We start from the raw sequence: 18,711 nt of genomic DNA on the forward strand, positions 1-18,711 counted from the left end.
CCCGCGCACGCTGCACAGTCAGCGCTCAGTGAGCGGTGTCCTGTTAGGTGACGTGTGCGGGCACGGGCGTACTCGCGTGCTGCGGCTGGGGGTCGGCACGCCGGGCGCCCGTGCCTCACTCCGCCTTGGCCGCTTCGCCGACGAGTGAGGCCAGCTTGGTCCGGACGTCTTCGGCGTCGGGATGCGAAAGCTCGGTCAGCACCCGGACCGAACGCAGCCAGCATTCCCGCGCCGACGAGGGATCACCGAGCCGCAGATGGATTCCGCCGAGCTGGGCCAACACGTCGGCCGCCTCGTAGAGCTCGCCGTGGGCGAAGAACATCTCGACGGCGCGCCGCATACTGGCGATGCCCTCGTCGCCGCGGCCGAGCCCGACCAGCGCGGTCCCCTTGGTGTGCAGGGTGAAGCGGGCTTCGTCGGGGAGCCCGTGCGCCTCCAGCGCCAGGGCCTGGTCGGCGAAGTCGAGTGCCTGCTGGAAGCGGCCCGCCTGAGTGCAGATGTCGCCGAGGGCCTGCAACGCGCTGGCCTCCATGCCGGCGCCGACGTTGCTCTCCCGGATCAGCCGCAACGCCCGTGTCCCGTATTCCCACCCGGTTTCGGGATCCTGGCTGGCCAGCGTGAGGTTGTAGAGGGCCCGCGCCTCGCCCTGCCGGTCGCCGACCTGGCGTTGCAGTTCGACGACCTGCTTCAGGTAGGCGATGCTGTCGTCGTACTGACGGGCGACCCCGCAGGCCACGCCGAGCCCGCTGAGGATGGCGGCCTCGCCGGAGCGATCCCCCAGGTCGCGAGCGGCGCGGAGCGCCACCCCGAACACCGAACGCCAGTCCTCCAGCCGTGCCCGCACGATGAAGTACGACTGCAGCAGCCACGCCAGCTGCCAGCACTCCCGGTACCGCCGCTCCCGGTACGCGACGTTCACCGCGGCGATGAGGTTTCCCGCCTCCTCGTCGAACCAGTCGAGCGCCTGCTCGTAATGCCCGAACCTGAGGCCGTCGCCGTCGAACCGCTCGGGTTCGACGAGCCGGTAGTGCCGTTCCGGGCGCAGGAGCCTCGACGCGTTCAACGCCGAGGCCAGGGAGGCGTGGAGCAGTCTGTCGAGTACGGCCGTCCGCGCTTCGGACCCGTCGATCTTCGCCGACAGCTCGGCCGCGTACGCGCGGATCAGGTCGTGGAACTGGTAGCGGCCGGGCTTGGACCGCGCGATCAGGTGCGCGGACGCGAGTTTCGCCAGATCTTCTTGCGCTTCGGCGATGTCCACCCCGGCCACCGCCGCGGCCGCGGGCAGGCTGAAGTCACCGCCGGTGGGCAGGCCGAGCAGCCGCAGCAGGCGTGCGGCGCGTTCGTCGAGCGCCCGGTACGAGTACGAGAAGACGGCCCGGATGTTCGTCTCGTCGCCGTCGGCGAGGTCGAACGAGCCCAGCCGGTCCTGTTCGGCTTCCAGCAGCCGGACGAACTCCCGCAATCCGAGGTCCGGGAACTGCGCCGCCCGCACCGCGAGGATCCGGATGGCCAGCGGCAGCCCGCCGCAGTACCGGACGAATCGTTCGGTGGCATCGGGATCTTCGGCGACCCGGTCCAGCCCGATCGTCGACGCGAGGAGCGCGATCGCGTCCTCGTCCGGCAGTTCCTCCAGCGCGACGCGCCGAGCGCCGTGGGTCGCGACGAGTGCCCGCAGCTGCCATCGGCTGGTCACCAGCACCAGGCAGCCGGGGCCGGGCAGCAACGGTCTGATCTGCTCGGTGCTCCCCGCGTTGTCGAGCAGGATCAGCATCCGGCGGCCGGCGCTGTAGGAGCGCCACGTGGCCGCGCGCCCGTCGACGTCGGCGGGGATCCGGTCGGCGGGGACGCCGAGGGAAACGAGCATGGTTTCGAGCGCGGCGGCGGCTTCGACCGGTTCACCGGGGCCGTAGCCGCGCAGGTTGAGATACACCTGTCCGCCGGGGAAGCGGTCCCCGACCTCGTGCGCGAAGTGGACGGCGAGGGTCGTCTTGCCGATACCGCCCATCCCCTCGATCGACGCGATGGGCGTCGAGCGCTCGGTGTCCAGCGCCTCCGGGACGAGGCCGTGCAACGCCTTGAGGTCGCGTTGGCGGCCGGAGAACACCCGCAGATCGGCGGGGAGCTGACGGGGGATCAAGGGTTCGGCGCCGAGCCGGTACCGCGTCAGCCCCGAGTCCAATGTGGTCTCGACGGACTCTTCACCGGTGAGGATGGCCTGGTGCGCCCGCCGCAGCGACGCGCCGGGGTCGAGGCCGAGTTCTTCGGCCAGGACCGCGCCGATCCGGCGGTAGACGTCCAGCGCCTCGGCCTGCCTGCCGGAGCGGTAGAGCGCGATCATCAGCTGTTCGTGCAGCCGCTCCCGCAGCGGGTGTTCGCGGCACAACCTGGTCAGCTCGGGAACGACGGTGGCGTGCTCGCCGAGGGCGATGAGCGCGTCGGCCCACTGCTCGCGCACGCGTAACCGCTCTTCGCCCAGCTGGTCGGCTTCGTCCCGAAGCAGCGCTTCGGAGTGGACGTTCTGCAACGCCGGGCCACGCCACTCGGCCAGCGCGGCGGCGAACCGGTCCGCGGCCACACGCAGGTCACCGTCCCGCGCGGCCTCCGTCCCGGCCGCGGCGAGTGACCGGAACCGGGCGAGGTCGAGCAGCTTCTCGTCGAGTTCGAGCAGGTAGCCGCCGCGTTCGGTGCGGATGGCGACCTCGTCGCCGAGGGCGCGCCGGACCCGCAGGACGTAGGTCTGCAGTGCTCCCTTCGACCGCCGCTGGTCGTCCGGCCACAGCCAGCGGCCCAGTTCCTCGACCGGCACCACCGTGTTCGCGCGCAGCAACAGGCCTGCCAGCACGATGAGCGGCCTGCTGCCGCCCAAGGGCACCGGCAGCCCGTCCGCCGTGACCTCCGTGGGCCCCAGCACGCGAAAGTCGAGTGCCACGTCGCTCATTCTGTCGGGAACCCGGACAAACGGCACGTGATTCCCGCGGTGGCATGATCGGTGCCGATGGACGTCTACGCGATCCCCCTGCGCACGCGGTTCCGCGGCATCACCGTCCGTGAAGGACTGCTGATCCGCGGCGAAGCGGGCTGGGGCGAATTCTGCCCGTTCTCCGACTACTCCGACGCCGAGAGCGCGCCGTGGCTGGCGTCCGCGCTGGAGGCGAGCGAGCGCGGCTGGCCGTCGCCGGTACGGGAGAGCGTCGAGGTGAACGCGACCGTCCCGGTGGTGTCCCCGGACAAGGCGTACGACCTCGTGTCCGCGTCGGGCTGCCGCACGGCGAAGGTGAAGGTCGCCGACCCACGGGTGAGCCTCGCCGAGGACTGCGCCCGGGTGGAGGCGGTGCGGTCGGCGCTGGGCCCGCGGGGCGCGGTCCGCGTCGACGCGAACATGGCCTGGGACGTGGACACCGCGGTCAAGGCCATCGGTGAACTGGACCGCGCGGCGGGCGGGCTGGAATACGTCGAGCAGCCGTGCCCGTCGATCGAGGAACTCGCCGACGTCCGGCGCCGGGTCGGCGTGCGGATCGCCGCGGACGAATCCATCCGCCGGGCCGAGGATCCGCTCAAGGTGGCCGTGGCGGGGGCGGCCGACGTCGCCGTGCTGAAGGTCGCGCCGCTGGGCGGGGTCCGGCGCGCGCTGGAGGTCGCCGAGGCGTGCGGGCTGCCGTGCGTGGTGTCGTCCGCCGTCGAGACGAGCGTCGGCCTCGCCGCCGGGCTGGCCCTCGCGGGCGCACTGCCCACATTGGACTTCGCTTGTGGCCTGGGCACGATGTCCTTGCTGACGGGGGACGTCTGTGGCGAATCACTGTCCCCTGTGGACGGACGACTGCCGGTGCCGCTTCAGGCTCCCGCACCCGACCTGTTCGCCGCACACGCCGCCGGCCCGGACGTCCGGGCAGCCTGGGAGGCCCGGCTCACCCGCGTCCGCACCCACCTCCCGACGCCATGAACGCGTCGTTCCTCGCGACTTTCGCGAGGAACGACGCGTTCATCGGGTTCAGCTGCAGTGCTCGAAAGGCGATTCGTAGGTGTTGGAACCCGCCGAGCCGCCCCACCGGACGCACTTCGCGCCGGCGGCCGCGCTCACCGGGCCCGCGTAGTACTCGAAGCTGCCGGAATCGGTCTTCCTCGCCGAGCCTTGGACTTCGAGGAAGGCGGAAACCGCGCTGCCCGTCCCGACCGAGGTGGCCTTGATGGTGGTGACGCAGTTGTTCTGGTTCGCGGAGTTGTACAGCAGGTAAGCGGTCGCGGCGCTGCCGAGCGCCTGCGAGTCGATCACCTTGTAGCCGTCGCCGCAGACCTCGACGGCGTCGTACGGGTTGGGATTCCCGTTGCCGCTGCAGGTGTTCTTCGAGGTCACGTTCGCGTTGGGGTAGCCGAACCGCACGCCGTTGAAGTACGCGGGCTGGATGTTGCTCGGCCACGACGAGTCGTTGGTGCGGACCTCGTAGTGCAGGTGCGGGCTGATGTTGTTGCCCGGCTTGGAGGTGTTGCCGACCTCACCGATCTTCTGCCCCTGCGCGACCTGCGCGTTGAGCGCGACCGAGCGGACCTTCAGGTGCGCGTAGTAGGTCGACCACCCCCCACCGTGGTCGATCTTCACCAGGTTGCCGAACCCGTTGTCCGAACCCTGGTGCGCCGAGATGACGACCTTGCCCGCCGCCGCGGCGACCACGGTGTCACCGAGGTCCGCACCCGCGGAGCTGCCGCGGTTGAAGTCGATCTCGTACGCCCGGTGCGCGCTGCTGTTGTCGTTGTCGCCGTTCCACACCTGGTTGCAGGGGAACGGGAGCTGGAAGTTGGGACGCGGTCCGACGGCGGCCTCGGCCGACGTCGCGGTGATCGCCAGCCCGGCCATGCCCAGCAAGGCGGTGGCGGCCGCCGTGACCACTCGTCTGAATCTCATCGGTTGTCCTTTCTCGGCGTTTCGCGAGAAGCGTCCCGAAAGGCCGTACAAGCGAGATACAAACGACCACGAGCCCTCCTGGCCGAGGGGACCAGGAGGACTCGTGCCGCCTCCGCACCGGGACCGTCCGCGTCTTCCCCGCCCCGGCGCGGGTGTCTCAGCCGACCCGCTCGATGGTGGCCCGGCGGATCAGGAACTTCCCGGGTTCGCGGACCTGTTCGAAGGCCGCGTTGTTCAGCAGCGCGCAACTGCCGGAAACACCGGTGACCTCGACGGTCGTGGACTTGTCGTTGTCCAGGTTCGTCACCTTCAGCTTGGTGCCCGCCGGGAATTCGCTGCTGGACGCCGCGGGCGCACCGCCCTCGCCGGACAGCGTCACCGTGGAGCCCTGACAGACGACTTCCCCTGCCGCCTGCTCGACGGCCTCACCCGCCATGGCGTCGTCCTGCTCCTGCTTCACGGCGTCGGCCTGTACGTCCTCGGTGCACCCCGCGGCTTCGCGACGCTGCTGGATGAGGTCGACGACGGCCTGCCGGTTCGCGATCCGCGCCGCGGACTGCGCGTCCGGATCCGCCTGCTGGCCCGCGATGAAGTTCAGGTTGTTCCGCAGGGCGGTGTCCAGTCCCTGGCAGCTTTCCGCGGCCTGCCCGTCCGGAGTGCTGATCGCGAACATCGCCGCGGCGATGGCGGCCACGCCGAGAACGGACGCGATGCCGATCGTCGCACGCTTGCGGTGTTTCCCGGCACTGTTCATCATCGGTGCTTCCTCCGGTCTGGTTCCTCCTCACCCACATCCAGGGATACGGCCGGGTAACGGAAGTGGTTCAAACCGATTTCAGCCGAGCCAGGGTTTCGCGATCCGCGCGTAGGTGCCGTCGTTGAGCGCGAGATGCAGCCACTGGTCGGCCCACTCCTTGAACACGATGTCGCGCGGCATCAGGTACGCCTTCTCCGAAAAGGTGAACGGCTCGTCGGGATGCACCGCGCACAGCCGCGGGTTCTGCTTTGCCTGCCAACGGGTTTCGGTCGCGTCGGTGATCATCAGATCGGCCCGGCCCGCCAGGATCTCGGCGAAGATCGTGTTGTTGTCCGGATGCCGCACGATGGTCGCGCGCTTGAGATTGGCGTCGGCGAACTGTTCGTTGGTACCACCCGGATTCACGATCGCCCGGACGCCCGGCTGGTCGATCTGCTCCAGCGTCTGGAACCGTTTTTCGTTCTCGCACAAGGTGATCGGCGTCTTGCCATCCCGGAGATAGGGAACGGTGTAGAACCCCTTCTTCGCGCGGTCCAGCGTCACCGACACCCCGCCCATCGCCAGATCGCATTTCCGCCCGACGTCGTCGGCGATCGCCTTCCAGGTGGTCTGGACCAGCTGGAGCCGGACGCCGAGCCGCTTCGCGAGGTCGCCCGCGAGGTCGATGTCGATCCCGCTCCACGCGCCCGCCGCGTCGCGATGGGTGAACGGGCGATAGTCGCCCGTCGAACACACGCGGATCTCGCCGCGAGCCTGGACGAGGTCGAGCCTGTTCTGCGCGCCATGACCTTCGGGCGCGGCGCCGGCCGTGCCGATTCCCAGCACGGTCAGCACCGCGACCCCGAACGTGAGCACTTTCGCTTTGATCGTCATCAAGGCATTTTCCACGCCCGGAGGTAGGCCTGCACGAGCCAAGCGTCGACCCAGGCGGTGTCGGGCTCCTCCGGCAGCGGCGACGCCCCGCGCACGAGTTCGCCGAGACGGCTCTCGAGGGACTCGGCCGCTTCCAAGGCTTCCTCGCGGGTTTTCTCGCCCTGCCTCAGATCGCGGAGCCAGCCGAGCCACGGTTCGGGGACCGGCAACGTGATCCGCCCGGTCTCCAGCAGCTCCACGCCCTGGACGCCGAGGCGCACCATGTGCATGGCGAACTTCGTGTCGAAGCCGTACTTCTCGATCAGCTCCGGCCGCCCGGCCTTGCCACGCAGCCCCAGCATCCGCTCGCGCTGCGCACGGGAGTAGCCGAGGAACCGCAGGCCCGCACGGCGCGAGACGATCCGGTGCGCGTTCTCGCGCAGTTCGGCACCGAGCTCGTCGATCGCCACGATCTCGGCCTCGGGCGCGAACAGCGGCAGCAGCACGGTCGGGTTCCCGTTGAGCACGAGCCGCAGCCATTTGCGCAACGAGTAGACGATCAGGTCGAGATCGCCGGGACCGGACCGGACGCCTTCGGGCTGCGTGCGGAAGATGTACTGCTCGAACCGCTTCAGGCCGATGACGTGGTCCGGCGGCTCGACGCAGATGCCGAGTTCGTCGCGGTCGTCCTGGCCGAGCACGGCGGTGCCGTGCAGACCGGAACCGACCTGGCACCGCAGGATGGTGCCCTGCTCGGCGATGGCGGCGAATTCGGGGCTGTCGTGTTTCACCGGAGAAGTCGTACCAGCGCGAGCTTTCCCGGGGCATCCGGTTTTCGGCCCCTCAGGGTCGGATTCCAGGGTCGGCTCGGGGCCGTTCCCCGATGCGCCGGGGGCCGTTCCGGAACGAGCATGGAGCCATGACCAACAGCGTGTACACCCCCCAGGCCACCAAGAAGCTCTACCGCAGCCGCACCGACAAGATGGTCGCGGGCGTCGCCGGCGGCTGGGCCGCCTACCTCGGCGTCGACGCCGCGATCCTGCGCATCGCGCTCGTGGCGGGCGTCTTCTTCACCGCCGGCTTCGCGATCCCGCTCTACGCCGCCGCTTGGCTCTTGACCCCGGAACAGCCCGGCGAATCCTGACGGGGCGGACGCCGCGCGCAGGGGGCGCGGCGTCCGAAGGGGCAGGGGGACAGAGGAAAGGCCCGGGCATGGGGATGCCCGGGCCTTTCCTTTCGCCGTAACTCGCGTGACTGAGGCCGTAACTCGCGTGTCCAGAGGCGTAACTCGCGTGATCGGAGCCGTATCACGCCCGGTTGGCGAGTTACGGCTCCAATCACGCGAGTTACGGCCCCAAACACGCGAGTTACGGGAACGAGGCAAAGGAAAAGCCCGGACGCGCGAGGCGCGTCCGGGCTTTCCGGTGGTGCTACAGGCTCGAACTCAGAAGTCCATGCCGCCCATGCCACCGGACGGGTCGGCGGGAGCGGCCGAGGCCTTCTCCGGCTTGTCCGCCACGACGGCTTCGGTGGTCAGGAACAGCGCCGCGATGGAAGCGGCGTTCTGGAGCGCGGAGCGGGTGACCTTCGTGGGGTCCGGCACGCCGGCGGCGAGCAGGTCCTCGTAGACACCGGTGGCGGCGTTGAGGCCGTGGCCCTGCGGGAGGGACTTGACCTTCTCCGCCACGACGCCGCCTTCGAGGCCGGCGTTGATCGCGATCTGCTTGAGCGGCGCCTCGACGGCGACCTTGACGATGTTGGCACCAGTGGCCTCGTCGCCCTCGAGCTTCAGACCGGCGAAGGCGGCCTCGGCGGCCTGGATGAGAGCGACGCCACCACCGGCGACGATGCCCTCTTCGACGGCGGCCTTGGCGTTGCGCACCGCGTCCTCGATGCGGTGCTTGCGCTCCTTCAGCTCGACCTCGGTGGCGGCACCGGCCTTGATGACGGCCACGCCGCCGGCCAGCTTCGCCAGCCGCTCCTGCAGCTTCTCGCGGTCGTAGTCCGAGTCCGAGTTGTCGATCTCGGCGCGGATCTGGTTGACGCGACCCTGGATCTGGTCGGCGTCGCCCGCACCCTCGACGATGGTGGTCTCGTCCTTGGTGATGACGGCCTTGCGCGCCTTGCCCAGCAGGGAAAGGTCCGCGTTCTCCAGCTTGAGGCCGACGTCCTCGGAGATGACCTGGCCACCGGTCAGGATCGCGATGTCCTGCAGGATCGCCTTGCGGCGGTCACCGAAGCCCGGGGCCTTGACGGCGACGGACTTGAAGGTGCCACGCATCTTGTTGACGATGAGGGTGGCCAGGGCCTCGCCCTCGACGTCCTCGGCGATGATCAGCAGCGGCTTGCCGGACTGGATGACCTTCTCCAGCAGCGGCAGGACGTCCTTGACGGTGGAGATCTTGGAACCGAAGAGGAGGACGTACGGGTCCTCGAGCTCGGCTTCCTGACGCTCCGGGTCGGTCACGAAGTAACCGGAGATGTAGCCCTTGTCGAAGCGCATACCCTCGGTGAGCTCGAGCTCGAGCCCGAAGGTGTTGCTCTCCTCGACGGTGACGACGCCTTCCTTGCCGACCTTGTCCAGCGCCTCGGCGATGAGCTCACCGATGGTGCGGTCCGCGGCGGAGATCGACGCGGTGGCGGCGATCTGCTCCTTGGTCTCGATCTGGACGGCGGCCTTGTGCAGCTGCTCGGTGATGGCCTCGACGGCCGCCTCGATGCCGCGCTTCAGGCTGATGGGGTCGGCCCCGGCGGCGACGTTGCGCAGACCCTCGCGGACGAGAGCCTGGGCGAGCACGGTGGCGGTGGTGGTGCCGTCACCCGCGACGTCGTCGGTCTTCTTGGCAACTTCCTTGACGAGCTCGGCCCCGATCTTCTCCCACGGGTCCTCGAGCTCGATCTCCTTGGCGATGGAGACACCGTCGTTGGTGATCGTCGGCGCGCCCCACTTCTTTTCGAGCACGACGTTCCGGCCCCGCGGGCCGAGGGTCACCTTGACGGCTTCGGCGAGGGTGTTCAAGCCGCGCTCAAGACCGCGGCGGGCGTCCTCGTCGAACGCGATCAGTTTGGCCATTGCGGTGTGGTCCTCCGGTATTGGGCGCCGCCGCACGCCTACTACAGCGCGGCGGCAGGACTCTTCCTCGGCCAGGCTCGGTGCCCGCGACGGACGACCCACCCGATCAAGGGTGCGGCCTCACCGTCCCGACCTTCAGGCGAGCGATCGGTGACCGCTCTGCCTGGCACTCGACGGCGTCGAGTGCCAATGTCGTGTTTAGCACTCTCCAGGGGAGAGTGCAAGAACCGCAGGTCAGCGCGGTGGTATTCAGTTGCTCGGCTTGATCGAGATCGACGACGGTGGCGGCTTCAGGGACGAGCCGGGGGCCTGCGACTGCGAGCCGCCGGGGCCGACCGGGATGTTCGGCGCGGTGGTCTGCGGGCCGTTGCCGCCGCTCGAGTCACCGAAGACGAAGATCGCGGCGACGATCGCGCCCGCGACCACGAGGGCACCGACGATGATCCAGATCCACTTGGCGCCGCCGCCCTTCTTGGGCTGCTGCTGGAAACCGCTCTGCTGCTGCGGCGGGCCGTAGCCGGGCGGCGGCCCCTGCTGGAAGCCACCCTGCTGGAAACCGCCTTGCTGCGGCGGCGGGCCGTAACCCGGAGGCGGCCCCTGCTGGAAACCGCCCTGCTGGTAGCCACCCTGCTGCGGGGGCGGGCCGTACCCGGGCGGCGGGCCCTGCTGGGGCGGGGGACCCTGCGGTCCCGGTCCCTGCTGGCCGTAGCCGGGCTGCTGTCCTCCGTACGGGTGCACGGGGCCCCCCTCTCCCTGTGGCGGCGTGTTCTGCCTTGGCGCCTGCTGGGGCGCGGTCTGCTGGACCGGCGCCGCGGCCCCTGGCGGGCCGGGAGGCTCGTTCGAAGTCGCGAGCGGACCGAGCGCGCGCCTGGCGGCCGCGATCATCTCAACACAGTTGGGGTAGCGCTCGGCGGGATTCTTCGCCATTCCCTTCCGGACGACCTCGTCGATCCCGCCCGGCAGGCCGACGATCCGCGAGATGGCCGGGGGCTCGCCGTTCAGGTGCCCCTTGATGACCGTCTGCACGTCGCCCTTGAAGGGCGGGCTGCCGGTCAGGCAGGCGTAGAGGACGCAGGTGAGCGCGTACTGGTCGGTGCGGCCGTCGAGCGGCTCGCCGCGCAGGTGCTCGGGGGCCGCGTACGTCGGCGAACCGAGGAAGTCGCCGCCGCGGGTCCGGTGTCCGGTGGCGCCGCGGCGCGTCAGGCCGAAGTCGGCGACGTAGACGTGCTCGCGCGAGGTCTCCTTGCTGGTGACCAGGACATTCGCCGGTTTGACGTCGAGGTGCACGAGACCCCGGTTGTGCAGGGTGTCGAGCGCGTCGGCGACCTGGTCGAGCATGTTGAGCGCGCGGGCGGGCGCGATCGGGCCGCCGGAGATCAGGCCGGCGAGGTCGCCGCCGTCGACCATCCGCATGGCGATGTAGAGCATGCCTTCGAGCTCGCCGAAGTCGTACAAGGGCACGACGTTGGCATGGTCGATCGCGGACGTGTTCCGCGCCTCGTCGACGAAGCGCTCGCGGAACTCGGCGTCGGCGCCCAGGTGATCACCGATGACCTTCAGTGCCACCTTGCGTCCGAGCCGCACGTCCGTGGCCTTGTAGGTCACGCTCATGCCGCCCTTGCCGAGCACTCCGTCGATGCGGTAGTTGCCCAGCCGGCGACCGGTCAGGTCCCCCGACTCATCGCCTGTCACGCAGCGCAGCCTAACGCGCCAGTTCCGGAGGCCGCCGGGGGTCGGCCGAAGTCCTCTTAAGAGACCTTGCGGACGTCCGCCGCCTGACTCCGCCCATCACGGCCGGACTGGACTTCGAATTCCACGCGATCACCCTCGTCGAGCGTCCGGAATCCGTCGGCCTGAATGGCCGAGTAGTGGACGAAGACATCGGGCCCTTCGGTGGATTCGATGAATCCGTAGCCCTTTTCCGAGTTGAACCACTTGACGGTGCCGACTGCCACGGCGCACTCCCTCAGCACAGGATCCGACGGCCTTCTCTGCCCCGGCCGGCGGTTTCGAGTGCAGTTCACGCTACCCGAATTACCGGCGTCGGCAATGCTCAATTCGTCCGAAGGTCATCCGCGGGAAAGCCGCCTATTGCGCGCTTGCACAAGGACGCGTCCTGGTCCCGCGAAGTCCAGCGCGAGCCCTTCGCCGGTGCGGACCGACTGCGGGCCGGACGGGTCGACCGCGCGGAGACGGCACTGCACGGTGTCCGGGTAGGCCAGCAGGAAGTCCGGCCGGACGGTGACGAGCTCGCCCGCGGTGAGTTCGAAGGCGTCGACCGGGCCCTGCGCGGCCAGTACGAGCGGCCCGGTTCCGCTGTAGTGCTCCAGGAAGCCGGAGTCGGCCCCGAAGAGCGTCCGCAGCGGCGCCCAGCCGGCGTCGTGCCGGACGGTCGCCGGCCGGGCGAGGATCGCCTCCCGGTTCACGCACCAGCCCTCCCCGCCGGTGAATTCCAGCGGATAGACGTCGCCGGCCGTCAGCGGCGCGAAGTCGATCCAACCGCCGCCCTCGGGCGCGTTGAACACCGACGGCGCGCCCTTGCCCGCCCGCGAACCGCCGCGGGAGGGAGCGGTTTCGGTGATGCCGAAACTGCTGGCCAGCATGGTGTCCCCGGCGGCCTGGACGGCCTCGCCGGGGGACAACAGCACTCGTGCGACCCCGAAGTTCGGGGTGTGCCTCGTCTGGACCCGCATGCGCTCAGCGGGAGGGGACCTGGGCGATCACCCAGGCGGACAGCGCCGACGGGTTGCGGGTCTGGGTGAGCAGCTGGCCGGGACCGGCGAAGTCGAAGACGAGGCCTTCACCGCTCTTCATCGACTGGATGACGCCGGTGGCGACCTTGCGGATCTGGTACTGCAGGGTGTCGGCGAACGCGACGACGTGCCCGGTGTCGATGGTGATCACCTCGCCCTGCTGCAGGGTCACCGTCTCCAGCGCGCCGTAGCAGGCCACGACCAGCGGGCCCTGTCCCGTCGCGTGGGTCAGGAAGCCGCCCTCGCCGCCGACGAGGTTCTTGAGCCCGCCCCATTTGGTCTCGGTCTGCACGCCGTGCGACGACGCGAGCCACGAGCCGCGGGTGACGCACCAGCCGGTGCGGCCGTCGAGGTTGATGATCTGCATGTCGCCCGGCAGGTTCGCGGCGACGTCGACCCAGCCGCCGTTCTGCGGGGCGGTGTAGGTGGAGATGAAGAACGACTCGCCGGACAGGAAGGCACGGCCGAGCCCCTTCATGATCCCGCCCTGCGCCTGGGACTGGACCTGCACGCCGTAGCTCGTCGCCATCATCGCGCCCGACTCGACCTGCGCCGGCTCACCCGGGGCGAGCATGAGCCTCGCCACCGCGAACGAGGGCTGGTGACGGATCTGAACCTGCATGTCTTCTTCTCCCCGGTGGTGGTTGTGACGCGCAGAGTCTTGCATGCGACCCCCGACCGAGGAGGATGGTCCGGTGATCTCCGTCGACGCCCACCGGGAGACCGTCACCGGCCTGCTCGGAAACGCCCCTGTCATCCGCCTTCCGCTCGCCTCCGCCGCCGGGCTCGTCCTGGCCGAGGACGTGCGCGCGGGGGTTTCGCTGCCGCCGTTCGACAACTCGGCGATGGACGGTTACGCCGTCCGCGCCGAAGATGTCGCCGAGGCACCGGTGACGCTGCCGGTCGCCGAAGACATCCCCGCGGGCCGGGTCGACATCACGAAGCTGGAGCCGGGCACCGCGCACCGCATCATGACCGGTGCCCCGTTGCCGCCCGGCGCCGACGCGGTGGTGATGGTGGAGCACACGGACGGTGGTGTGACGGATGTCCGGATTCTCCGGACAGTCGTCCCGGGCACGCATATCCGGCGCCGGGGCGAAGACGTCGTCGAGGGCACCGTGGCGCTTTCGGCCGGGACCGTGCTCGGCCCGGCGCAACTGGGCCTCGCGGCGGCCGTCGGGCTCGCCGAGGTTCCCGTGTACCGGCCGCTGAAGGTGCTCGTCGTGTCCACCGGCACCGAACTCGTCGACGCGCCGGAACCGTTGCGGCACGGGCAGATCTACGAGTCGAACAGCATCATGCTGGCGTCGGCGATCCGCGCGCTCGGCTGCGAGGCCGAGGTCGTGCGCAGTGTGGTCGACGACGTGGACGAGTTCCGTTCGGTGATCGAGCCGCGGCTGGCGGACGCGGATCTGCTGGTGACCTCGGGCGGGGTCAGCGCGGGCGCGTACGAAGTGGTGAAGGACGCGCTGACCGGGCAGGGCGTGGAGTTCCGGAAGGTCGCGATGCAGCCGGGCGGGCCGCAGGGTTGCGGACGCTGGGACGGAGTGCCGGTGGTGACGCTGCCGGGCAATCCGGTGAGCGTGCTCGTCTCCTTCGAAGCGTTCCTGCGGCCAGCGCTGCTCTCGGCGATGGGGCACACGGGGGTCGACCGGCAGCAGGTGCGGGCCCGGCTGACCGAGGCGATGACCTCGCCCGCCGGGCGGCGTCAGTTCCGGCGGGGCTTCTACACGCATTCCGAGGGCGAGGTCACCGGGATCGTCGGTCCGCGCGGCGGGCCGGGTTCGCATCTGCTGGCGTCGTTCACGCAGGCGAACTGCCTGATCGTGCTGCCGGAGGACGTGGACTCGGTCGAGCAGGGCGACGAGGTGTCCGTCCTCCTGCTCTGACCTGCGTTTAGCGGGCTAAACGCGATCCGGCGGGAAGTCGCGGCACCGGCCGATCGGCGTGAACAGCAGGGCGAAGACGGCGATCACCTCCAGCCCGGCCATCAGGCCCAGCGTCTGCCGCACACCGGCGATCTCCCCGAGGAGCCCGCCGAGCAGGCCGCCGAGCGCGATCGCGCCGAAGCTGAGCACGGACATGCTCGCGGTGACCCTGCCGAACATCGCCGCCGGGACGTACCGCTGTTTGAAGGTGGCGTTGAGGACGTTCGAACCGACGACGCCGGCGCTGAGCGAGAACCCGGCGGCGGCGAAGAACGCGAGTCCCCAGCCGCCGTTCGCGAGCGGGCCGAGCAGCATCATCAACGCGCCGAAGGCTTCGCACAGCACGAAGGCACGCGCCGTGCCGATCCGCGCGGCGAGTCTTCCCGACAGCGCGGCACCGAAGACGCCGCCCGCGCCGGCGAGCGCGAGCACGAGCCCGGCGGTGCCCTCCCCGACGCCGAGGTCACGGACGAGGAAGACGACCTCGATCGACTGGTAGCCCATCAGCGCGACGTTCGAGATCGCGCCGAAGACCGCCAGGACACGCAGATACGGGTCGCGGACGACGAAATCGAGCCCGTCGCGGATCTCGTCCCGCAGCCGCGAACGCGTCTTCGCCGGGCGCTCGGGCTCGCGGTGGCGGATGGATCGCAGGCACAGCACGGAGATCCCGAAGCTGATCGCGTCGGCGAGCACTCCGGAGACGGCACCGAACCAGTGCGCGAGCAGGCCGGCGAGCCCCGGTCCGCCGATCTGCGCGGCGGATTCGCTGCCCTGCAGCTTTTCATTGGCTTCCTGGAGTTGGTCCTTCTCGACCAGCGAAGGCAAATACGCGCGGTACGCGACGTTGAAGAACACCTTCGCGACGCCGCCGGCCAGGGCGACGACGATGAGCTGGGTCATCGTGAGCAGGCCGAACCAGGCCGCGACCGGAACGCTCAGGAACACCAGCATGGAAATGCCGTTGCACACCAGCATGATCGGGCGTTTCGGCCGTCGGTCGACCCAGGCGCCGGCGGGCAGGCCGATCAGCAGCCACGGCAGCCAGGCGGCCGCGGTCAGCAGCCCGACGGCGAACGTGCTGGCCTGCAGGGTGACCACCGCGACGAGCGGCAACGCGACGACGGCGATGGAACTGCCGAGCACGCTGGTCGTCTCGCCCGTCCACAGCAGCCGGAAATCCCTCGAGCGCAGCAATCCGCCGCGTTCGCGGGTGGTCACGGGCGGGCCGGGACGGCGCGGGTGGCGATGAAGACGGGGCGGCGTTCCTGGCCGTCGTCCGGGATCTCACGGCCGCTGTAGGACTTGATCAGCTCGTGGACCTTTTGTTCGAGTTCGGCCAGTTCGGCGACCGACATCTTCGCCCAGCTGTCGGTGGCGAAGGCGGCGCGATGCCACTCCGCCGGATAGGTCTCGCGTTCGGCGAACCATTGGCGCGCCATGGAAACCTGGCGTTCGAGGGCGAGGGATTCGGCGGCGGCCGCGACCGGGTCGTCGGGGAAGTCCGACGGTGACCAGGAAACCGCGTAGCCGACGCGGCGCCACCAGCGTTCCCGGCGGTCGCGGGCGAGCTCCGGCGCTTCCTCGACCAGGTCGCTGGCGGCCAGCACCTTCAGGTGGTGGCTGACGTTCCCGACCGCCTGCCCGGTCCGCTCGGCGAGCACGGACGCGGTGCACGGGCCGTCGAGGCGGAGGACGTCGAGCAGGCGGCGCCGCAGCGGATGCGACATCGCGGCGAGAACCTTCGAATCGTGGACTTCGTGGACTTCACGGTCGGCCATGACGCACAACAGTAGTTGCACAAGACTTCTTGTACAAGTCTGCTTGTGCAACTGCGGGAAAGGCGTGGGTCGGGGTGGTCGTGAGTGGCGATTCGGGTTCTAAGCCGAATCGCCGCTCACGACCACCCCGGGCGACGGCGCCACCGGGGCAGGCCCGGGCAGCCCACGTAACCTCGATGGCATGGGTTTCTTCTCGTGGATCGTGTTCGGCGCCATCGCCGGCTGGCTGGCCAACGTCGTGGTCGGCGGCCCGGACCGGCGGGGTGGCTGCCTGTTCAGCATCCTGATCGGCGTGCTGGGCGCGGCGCTCGGCGGCTTCATCTACCGGCTCGCCACCGGCACCGAGAGGACCTTCGAGTTCGACTTCCCCAGCTTCGGCGTCGCCATCCTCGGTTCGATCGTGCTGCTCGCCCTGCTGCGATTGGTGCGTGGCTCGGGGCGGAGCGACTCTTATCGCCGATGACCGTTGGTAACGGTTTTCTCGCGATCGGTGATCAAGAGCGTCCGGCGAACTACAGTGGGAGTTTCGCTCAGTTCCAGCGGCCGCGTCCGGTCGCATGTGCCGTCGGGGGGCATATGCGCCCGGACGCGCGTGCTTCGGCGATGACCGAGACGGCGCGGACGGGATCGACGAGCGGAGGCATCGGCGCCGCCGAAATGTCCCTCTTCCAGGCGCGGAACAGCTCGGCGAGTCGCTCGCCTGCGGGGTCCGGACTGGCGGGCATTCGAGGGTCCTCCAGGTCGGTGATCGGCATCAACTACCTAGAGTTATCGCTGATTTCCACCTACCGTTACCGGGATGTGGCCCCGCCCACCCGGCCCGGGGAAACCCTTCCGGGGGAGGCCACGGCCCGGCTCCGGACAGGGCGGTAGCGTGGTGGCTCTTCCTGTCCCGACCCCCCGACACGAACTGCGGTGAACCCGACCAATGAGCGGCAACCGGCCGGAAGCCACTGGTAACCCCCTCGCGCACGCCGTGAAACTCGCCCGCGAGACCGTCCCGCCGATGCACCCGGCCGGCAGGCCGTTCGTGTTCGGCGGTCTCGCCGCGACGCTGGTGCTGCGGAGGTTCTCCAAGCGCCTCGGCGTCGTCGGCGCGCTCGCGACGGCCGCCACGGCCGCGTTCTTCCGTGAGCCGAAGCGCGTCCCGCCCGCCCAGTCCGGCCTCGCGGTCGCGTCGGCGGACGGTCTGGTCTCGTTGATCGAGGAGGCCGTGCCGCCGCCCGAGCTGGGGCTGCCCGCCGAACCGCGGATGCGGGTGAGCGTGTTCCTGTCGGTGTTCGACGTGCACGTCCAGCGGGTTCCGGCGTCGGGCGTGATCGAGCGGGTCGCGTACCGGCCAGGGAAGTTCCTGTCCGCGGACCTGGACAAGGCGAGCGAGGACAACGAGCGCAACTCCGTGCTCATGCGCACCGACGACGGTCACGAGCTCGTCGTGGTGCAGATCGCGGGCCTGGTGGCCCGGCGCATCCTCTGTGAGATCCGCGAGGGTGACAAGGTCGGCGTCGGCGCGACGTACGGCATCATCCGCTTCGGCTCGCGAGTCGACCTGTACCTGCCGCCGGGCAGCAAGGTCCTCGTCTCGAAGGGCCAGCGCACGATCGGCGGCGAGACGCCGATCGCCGAGCTGCCCACGGCGCCGCACCCGGAAGGCTGATCCATGGTCCGCGTGACCACTCCCGGCGTGCGGCTGCTGCCGAACGCCATCACGGTGCTCGCCCTGTGCGCCGGTCTGTCGTCGGTGCAGTTCGCGCTGATCGGCAATTACCCGATGGCGATCGCGTCGATCGGGATCGCCGCGGTGCTCGACAGTCTCGACGGCCGGATCGCGCGGCTGCTGGACGCGACGTCGAAGATGGGGCAGGAGCTCGACTCGCTGTCGGACGGGATCTCGTTCGGTGTCGCGCCCGCGCTGGTGCTGTACGTCTGGCACGCGGAGGGCGAGCGGATCGGCTGGGTGGCGTCGCTGATCTTCGCGGTCTGCATGATCCTGCGGCTGGCGCGGTTCAACACGCTGATCGAGGACACCGAGCAGCCGCCGTACGCGGGCGAGTTCTTCGTCGGTGTGCCCGCGCCCGCCGGTGGTCTGCTGGCGATGCTGCCGCTGATCCTGGAGCTGCAGTTCGGGCAGGGCTGGTGGTCGCACCAGTACGTGGTGTGGGTGTGGACGATCGCCGTGGCCGCGTTGCTGATCAGCCGGATCCCGACGCTGTCACTGAAGACGGTGAAGGCGCCGCCCAAGGCGATCGCGCCACTGTTGGTCGGGGTGGGCCTGCTGGCCGCCGCGATCATCCAGTTCCCGCTGGTGGCGCTGGCGATCGCGTTGATCCTGTACCTGGCGCACATCCCGTACTCGGTGTACCGGCAACGGTGGCTGGCGAACCACCCGGAGGCGTGGATGGCGCCGCCGCGGGAACGGCGCGCGATCCGGCGGCGTTCGAGCCGCCGCCGTCTCGGCCTGCGGCCGCCGCTGCGGCGGGTGGTGGCCGGCGCCGCTCAGCGGGTCCGGCTCCAGCGGGGCGAACAGCACGTCGCGCGGACTCCGCGCACCATCAGCACCGACAAGGACCGGGACAACGGCCGGGGCCCGCGACGCCGCTCGTGGCGCCGGATCGGCCTCCGGAAACGCTGAGCCTGCCAGAACCTCGAGGCAGGCGCGCCTCGGTCACG

The 18,711-nt window shown here is 70.0% G+C and carries 18 protein-coding genes; 6 read left to right on the plus strand and 12 right to left on the minus strand.

What is annotated here, in order from left to right; genetic code table 11:
* Positions 1 to 115: 115 nt before the first annotated feature.
* Positions 116 to 2,929 (minus strand): AfsR/SARP family transcriptional regulator, encoded by a 2,814-nt coding sequence (locus ACZ1DY_RS39645; protein WP_465482697.1) that lies wholly within the window; start codon positions 2,927 to 2,929, stop codon positions 116 to 118.
* A 66-nt stretch (positions 2,930 to 2,995) separates the two neighbouring features.
* Between ACZ1DY_RS39645 and ACZ1DY_RS39650 the strand changes: the two genes are divergently transcribed.
* Entirely contained in the window at positions 2,996 to 3,940 is a 945-nt protein-coding gene (locus ACZ1DY_RS39650; protein WP_465482698.1) for an o-succinylbenzoate synthase, read from the plus strand.
* A 48-nt stretch (positions 3,941 to 3,988) separates the two neighbouring features.
* Here ACZ1DY_RS39650 and ACZ1DY_RS39655 read toward each other — a convergent pair whose 3' ends face one another.
* From ACZ1DY_RS39655 to ACZ1DY_RS39670, 4 genes are all read right to left on the minus strand, one after another.
* Positions 3,989 to 4,897 (minus strand): M23 family metallopeptidase, encoded by a 909-nt coding sequence (locus ACZ1DY_RS39655; protein ID WP_257484028.1) that lies wholly within the window; start codon positions 4,895 to 4,897, stop codon positions 3,989 to 3,991.
* 157 nt (positions 4,898 to 5,054) lie between these two features.
* Positions 5,055 to 5,654, minus strand: coding sequence for an RlpA-like double-psi beta-barrel domain-containing protein (locus ACZ1DY_RS39660; protein ID WP_465482699.1), 600 nt, complete (start codon positions 5,652 to 5,654; stop codon positions 5,055 to 5,057).
* A gap of 78 nt (positions 5,655 to 5,732) precedes the next feature.
* Entirely contained in the window at positions 5,733 to 6,527 is a 795-nt protein-coding gene (locus tag ACZ1DY_RS39665; RefSeq protein WP_257484027.1) for a transporter substrate-binding domain-containing protein, read from the minus strand.
* A complete protein-coding gene (locus ACZ1DY_RS39670) occupies positions 6,527 to 7,297 on the minus strand; it encodes a nucleotidyltransferase domain-containing protein (RefSeq protein ID WP_465482700.1) in 771 nt (256 codons plus the stop codon). Before ACZ1DY_RS39670 ends, ACZ1DY_RS39665 begins: the two co-directional genes overlap by 1 nt.
* A gap of 128 nt (positions 7,298 to 7,425) precedes the next feature.
* Here ACZ1DY_RS39670 and ACZ1DY_RS39675 point away from each other — a divergent pair, with 128 nt between their 5' ends.
* Positions 7,426 to 7,650: a PspC domain-containing protein gene (locus ACZ1DY_RS39675; protein WP_126730366.1), complete on the plus strand. Its 225-nt coding sequence runs from the start codon at positions 7,426 to 7,428 to the stop codon at positions 7,648 to 7,650.
* Positions 7,651 to 7,950: 300 nt separating this feature from the next.
* Here ACZ1DY_RS39675 and groL read toward each other — a convergent pair whose 3' ends face one another.
* From groL to ACZ1DY_RS39700, 5 genes are all read right to left on the minus strand, one after another.
* Positions 7,951 to 9,579 (minus strand): chaperonin GroEL, encoded by a 1,629-nt coding sequence (gene groL, locus ACZ1DY_RS39680; protein WP_005164277.1) that lies wholly within the window; start codon positions 9,577 to 9,579, stop codon positions 7,951 to 7,953.
* Between the two features lie 249 nt (positions 9,580 to 9,828).
* A complete protein-coding gene (locus tag ACZ1DY_RS39685; protein WP_465482701.1) occupies positions 9,829 to 11,271 on the minus strand; it encodes a serine/threonine-protein kinase in 1,443 nt (480 codons plus the stop codon).
* Between the two features lie 56 nt (positions 11,272 to 11,327).
* Positions 11,328 to 11,534, minus strand: a complete 207-nt coding sequence (locus tag ACZ1DY_RS39690) for a cold-shock protein (protein ID WP_005164266.1) — start codon at positions 11,532 to 11,534, stop codon at positions 11,328 to 11,330.
* A 114-nt stretch (positions 11,535 to 11,648) separates the two neighbouring features.
* Entirely contained in the window at positions 11,649 to 12,272 is a 624-nt protein-coding gene (locus tag ACZ1DY_RS39695; protein ID WP_465482702.1) for an AIM24 family protein, read from the minus strand.
* Between the two features lie 4 nt (positions 12,273 to 12,276).
* Entirely contained in the window at positions 12,277 to 12,954 is a 678-nt protein-coding gene (locus tag ACZ1DY_RS39700; protein WP_034308282.1) for a TIGR00266 family protein, read from the minus strand.
* Positions 12,955 to 13,027: 73 nt separating this feature from the next.
* On the opposite strand from ACZ1DY_RS39700, the gene moeA reads away from it, so the two are divergent.
* Complete coding sequence (gene moeA, locus ACZ1DY_RS39705) at positions 13,028 to 14,221, plus strand: molybdopterin molybdotransferase MoeA (protein WP_465482703.1); 1,194 nt, start codon at positions 13,028 to 13,030, stop codon at positions 14,219 to 14,221.
* Positions 14,222 to 14,236: 15 nt separating this feature from the next.
* Here moeA and ACZ1DY_RS39710 read toward each other — a convergent pair whose 3' ends face one another.
* Complete coding sequence (locus tag ACZ1DY_RS39710) at positions 14,237 to 15,481, minus strand: MFS transporter (RefSeq protein ID WP_465482704.1); 1,245 nt, start codon at positions 15,479 to 15,481, stop codon at positions 14,237 to 14,239.
* The gene (locus ACZ1DY_RS39715; protein WP_465482705.1) at positions 15,478 to 16,041 is read right to left on the minus strand and encodes an ArsR/SmtB family transcription factor; all 564 of its coding nucleotides are present in this window, start codon (positions 16,039 to 16,041) and stop codon (positions 15,478 to 15,480) included. Before ACZ1DY_RS39715 ends, ACZ1DY_RS39710 begins: the two co-directional genes overlap by 4 nt.
* A 181-nt stretch (positions 16,042 to 16,222) precedes the next feature.
* On the opposite strand from ACZ1DY_RS39715, the gene ACZ1DY_RS39720 reads away from it, so the two are divergent.
* The 3 genes from ACZ1DY_RS39720 (at position 16,223) to pssA (ending at position 18,673) form a co-directional block, all read left to right on the plus strand.
* On the plus strand, positions 16,223 to 16,504 hold the full coding sequence (locus tag ACZ1DY_RS39720) for a GlsB/YeaQ/YmgE family stress response membrane protein (RefSeq protein ID WP_039923570.1): 282 nt from the start codon (positions 16,223 to 16,225) through the stop codon (positions 16,502 to 16,504).
* 465 nt (positions 16,505 to 16,969) lie between these two features.
* Positions 16,970 to 17,698, plus strand: coding sequence for a phosphatidylserine decarboxylase (locus tag ACZ1DY_RS39725; RefSeq protein ID WP_126730354.1), 729 nt, complete (start codon positions 16,970 to 16,972; stop codon positions 17,696 to 17,698).
* A 3-nt stretch (positions 17,699 to 17,701) separates the two neighbouring features.
* Positions 17,702 to 18,673 carry a CDP-diacylglycerol--serine O-phosphatidyltransferase gene (gene pssA, locus ACZ1DY_RS39730; protein ID WP_125683793.1) on the plus strand — a complete coding sequence of 324 codons (972 nt, stop codon included), beginning with the start codon at positions 17,702 to 17,704 and terminating at the stop codon, positions 18,671 to 18,673.
* The last annotated feature ends 38 nt before the right edge of the window (positions 18,674 to 18,711 follow it).

Source organism: Amycolatopsis sp. PSD-21, from assembly GCF_055561455.1.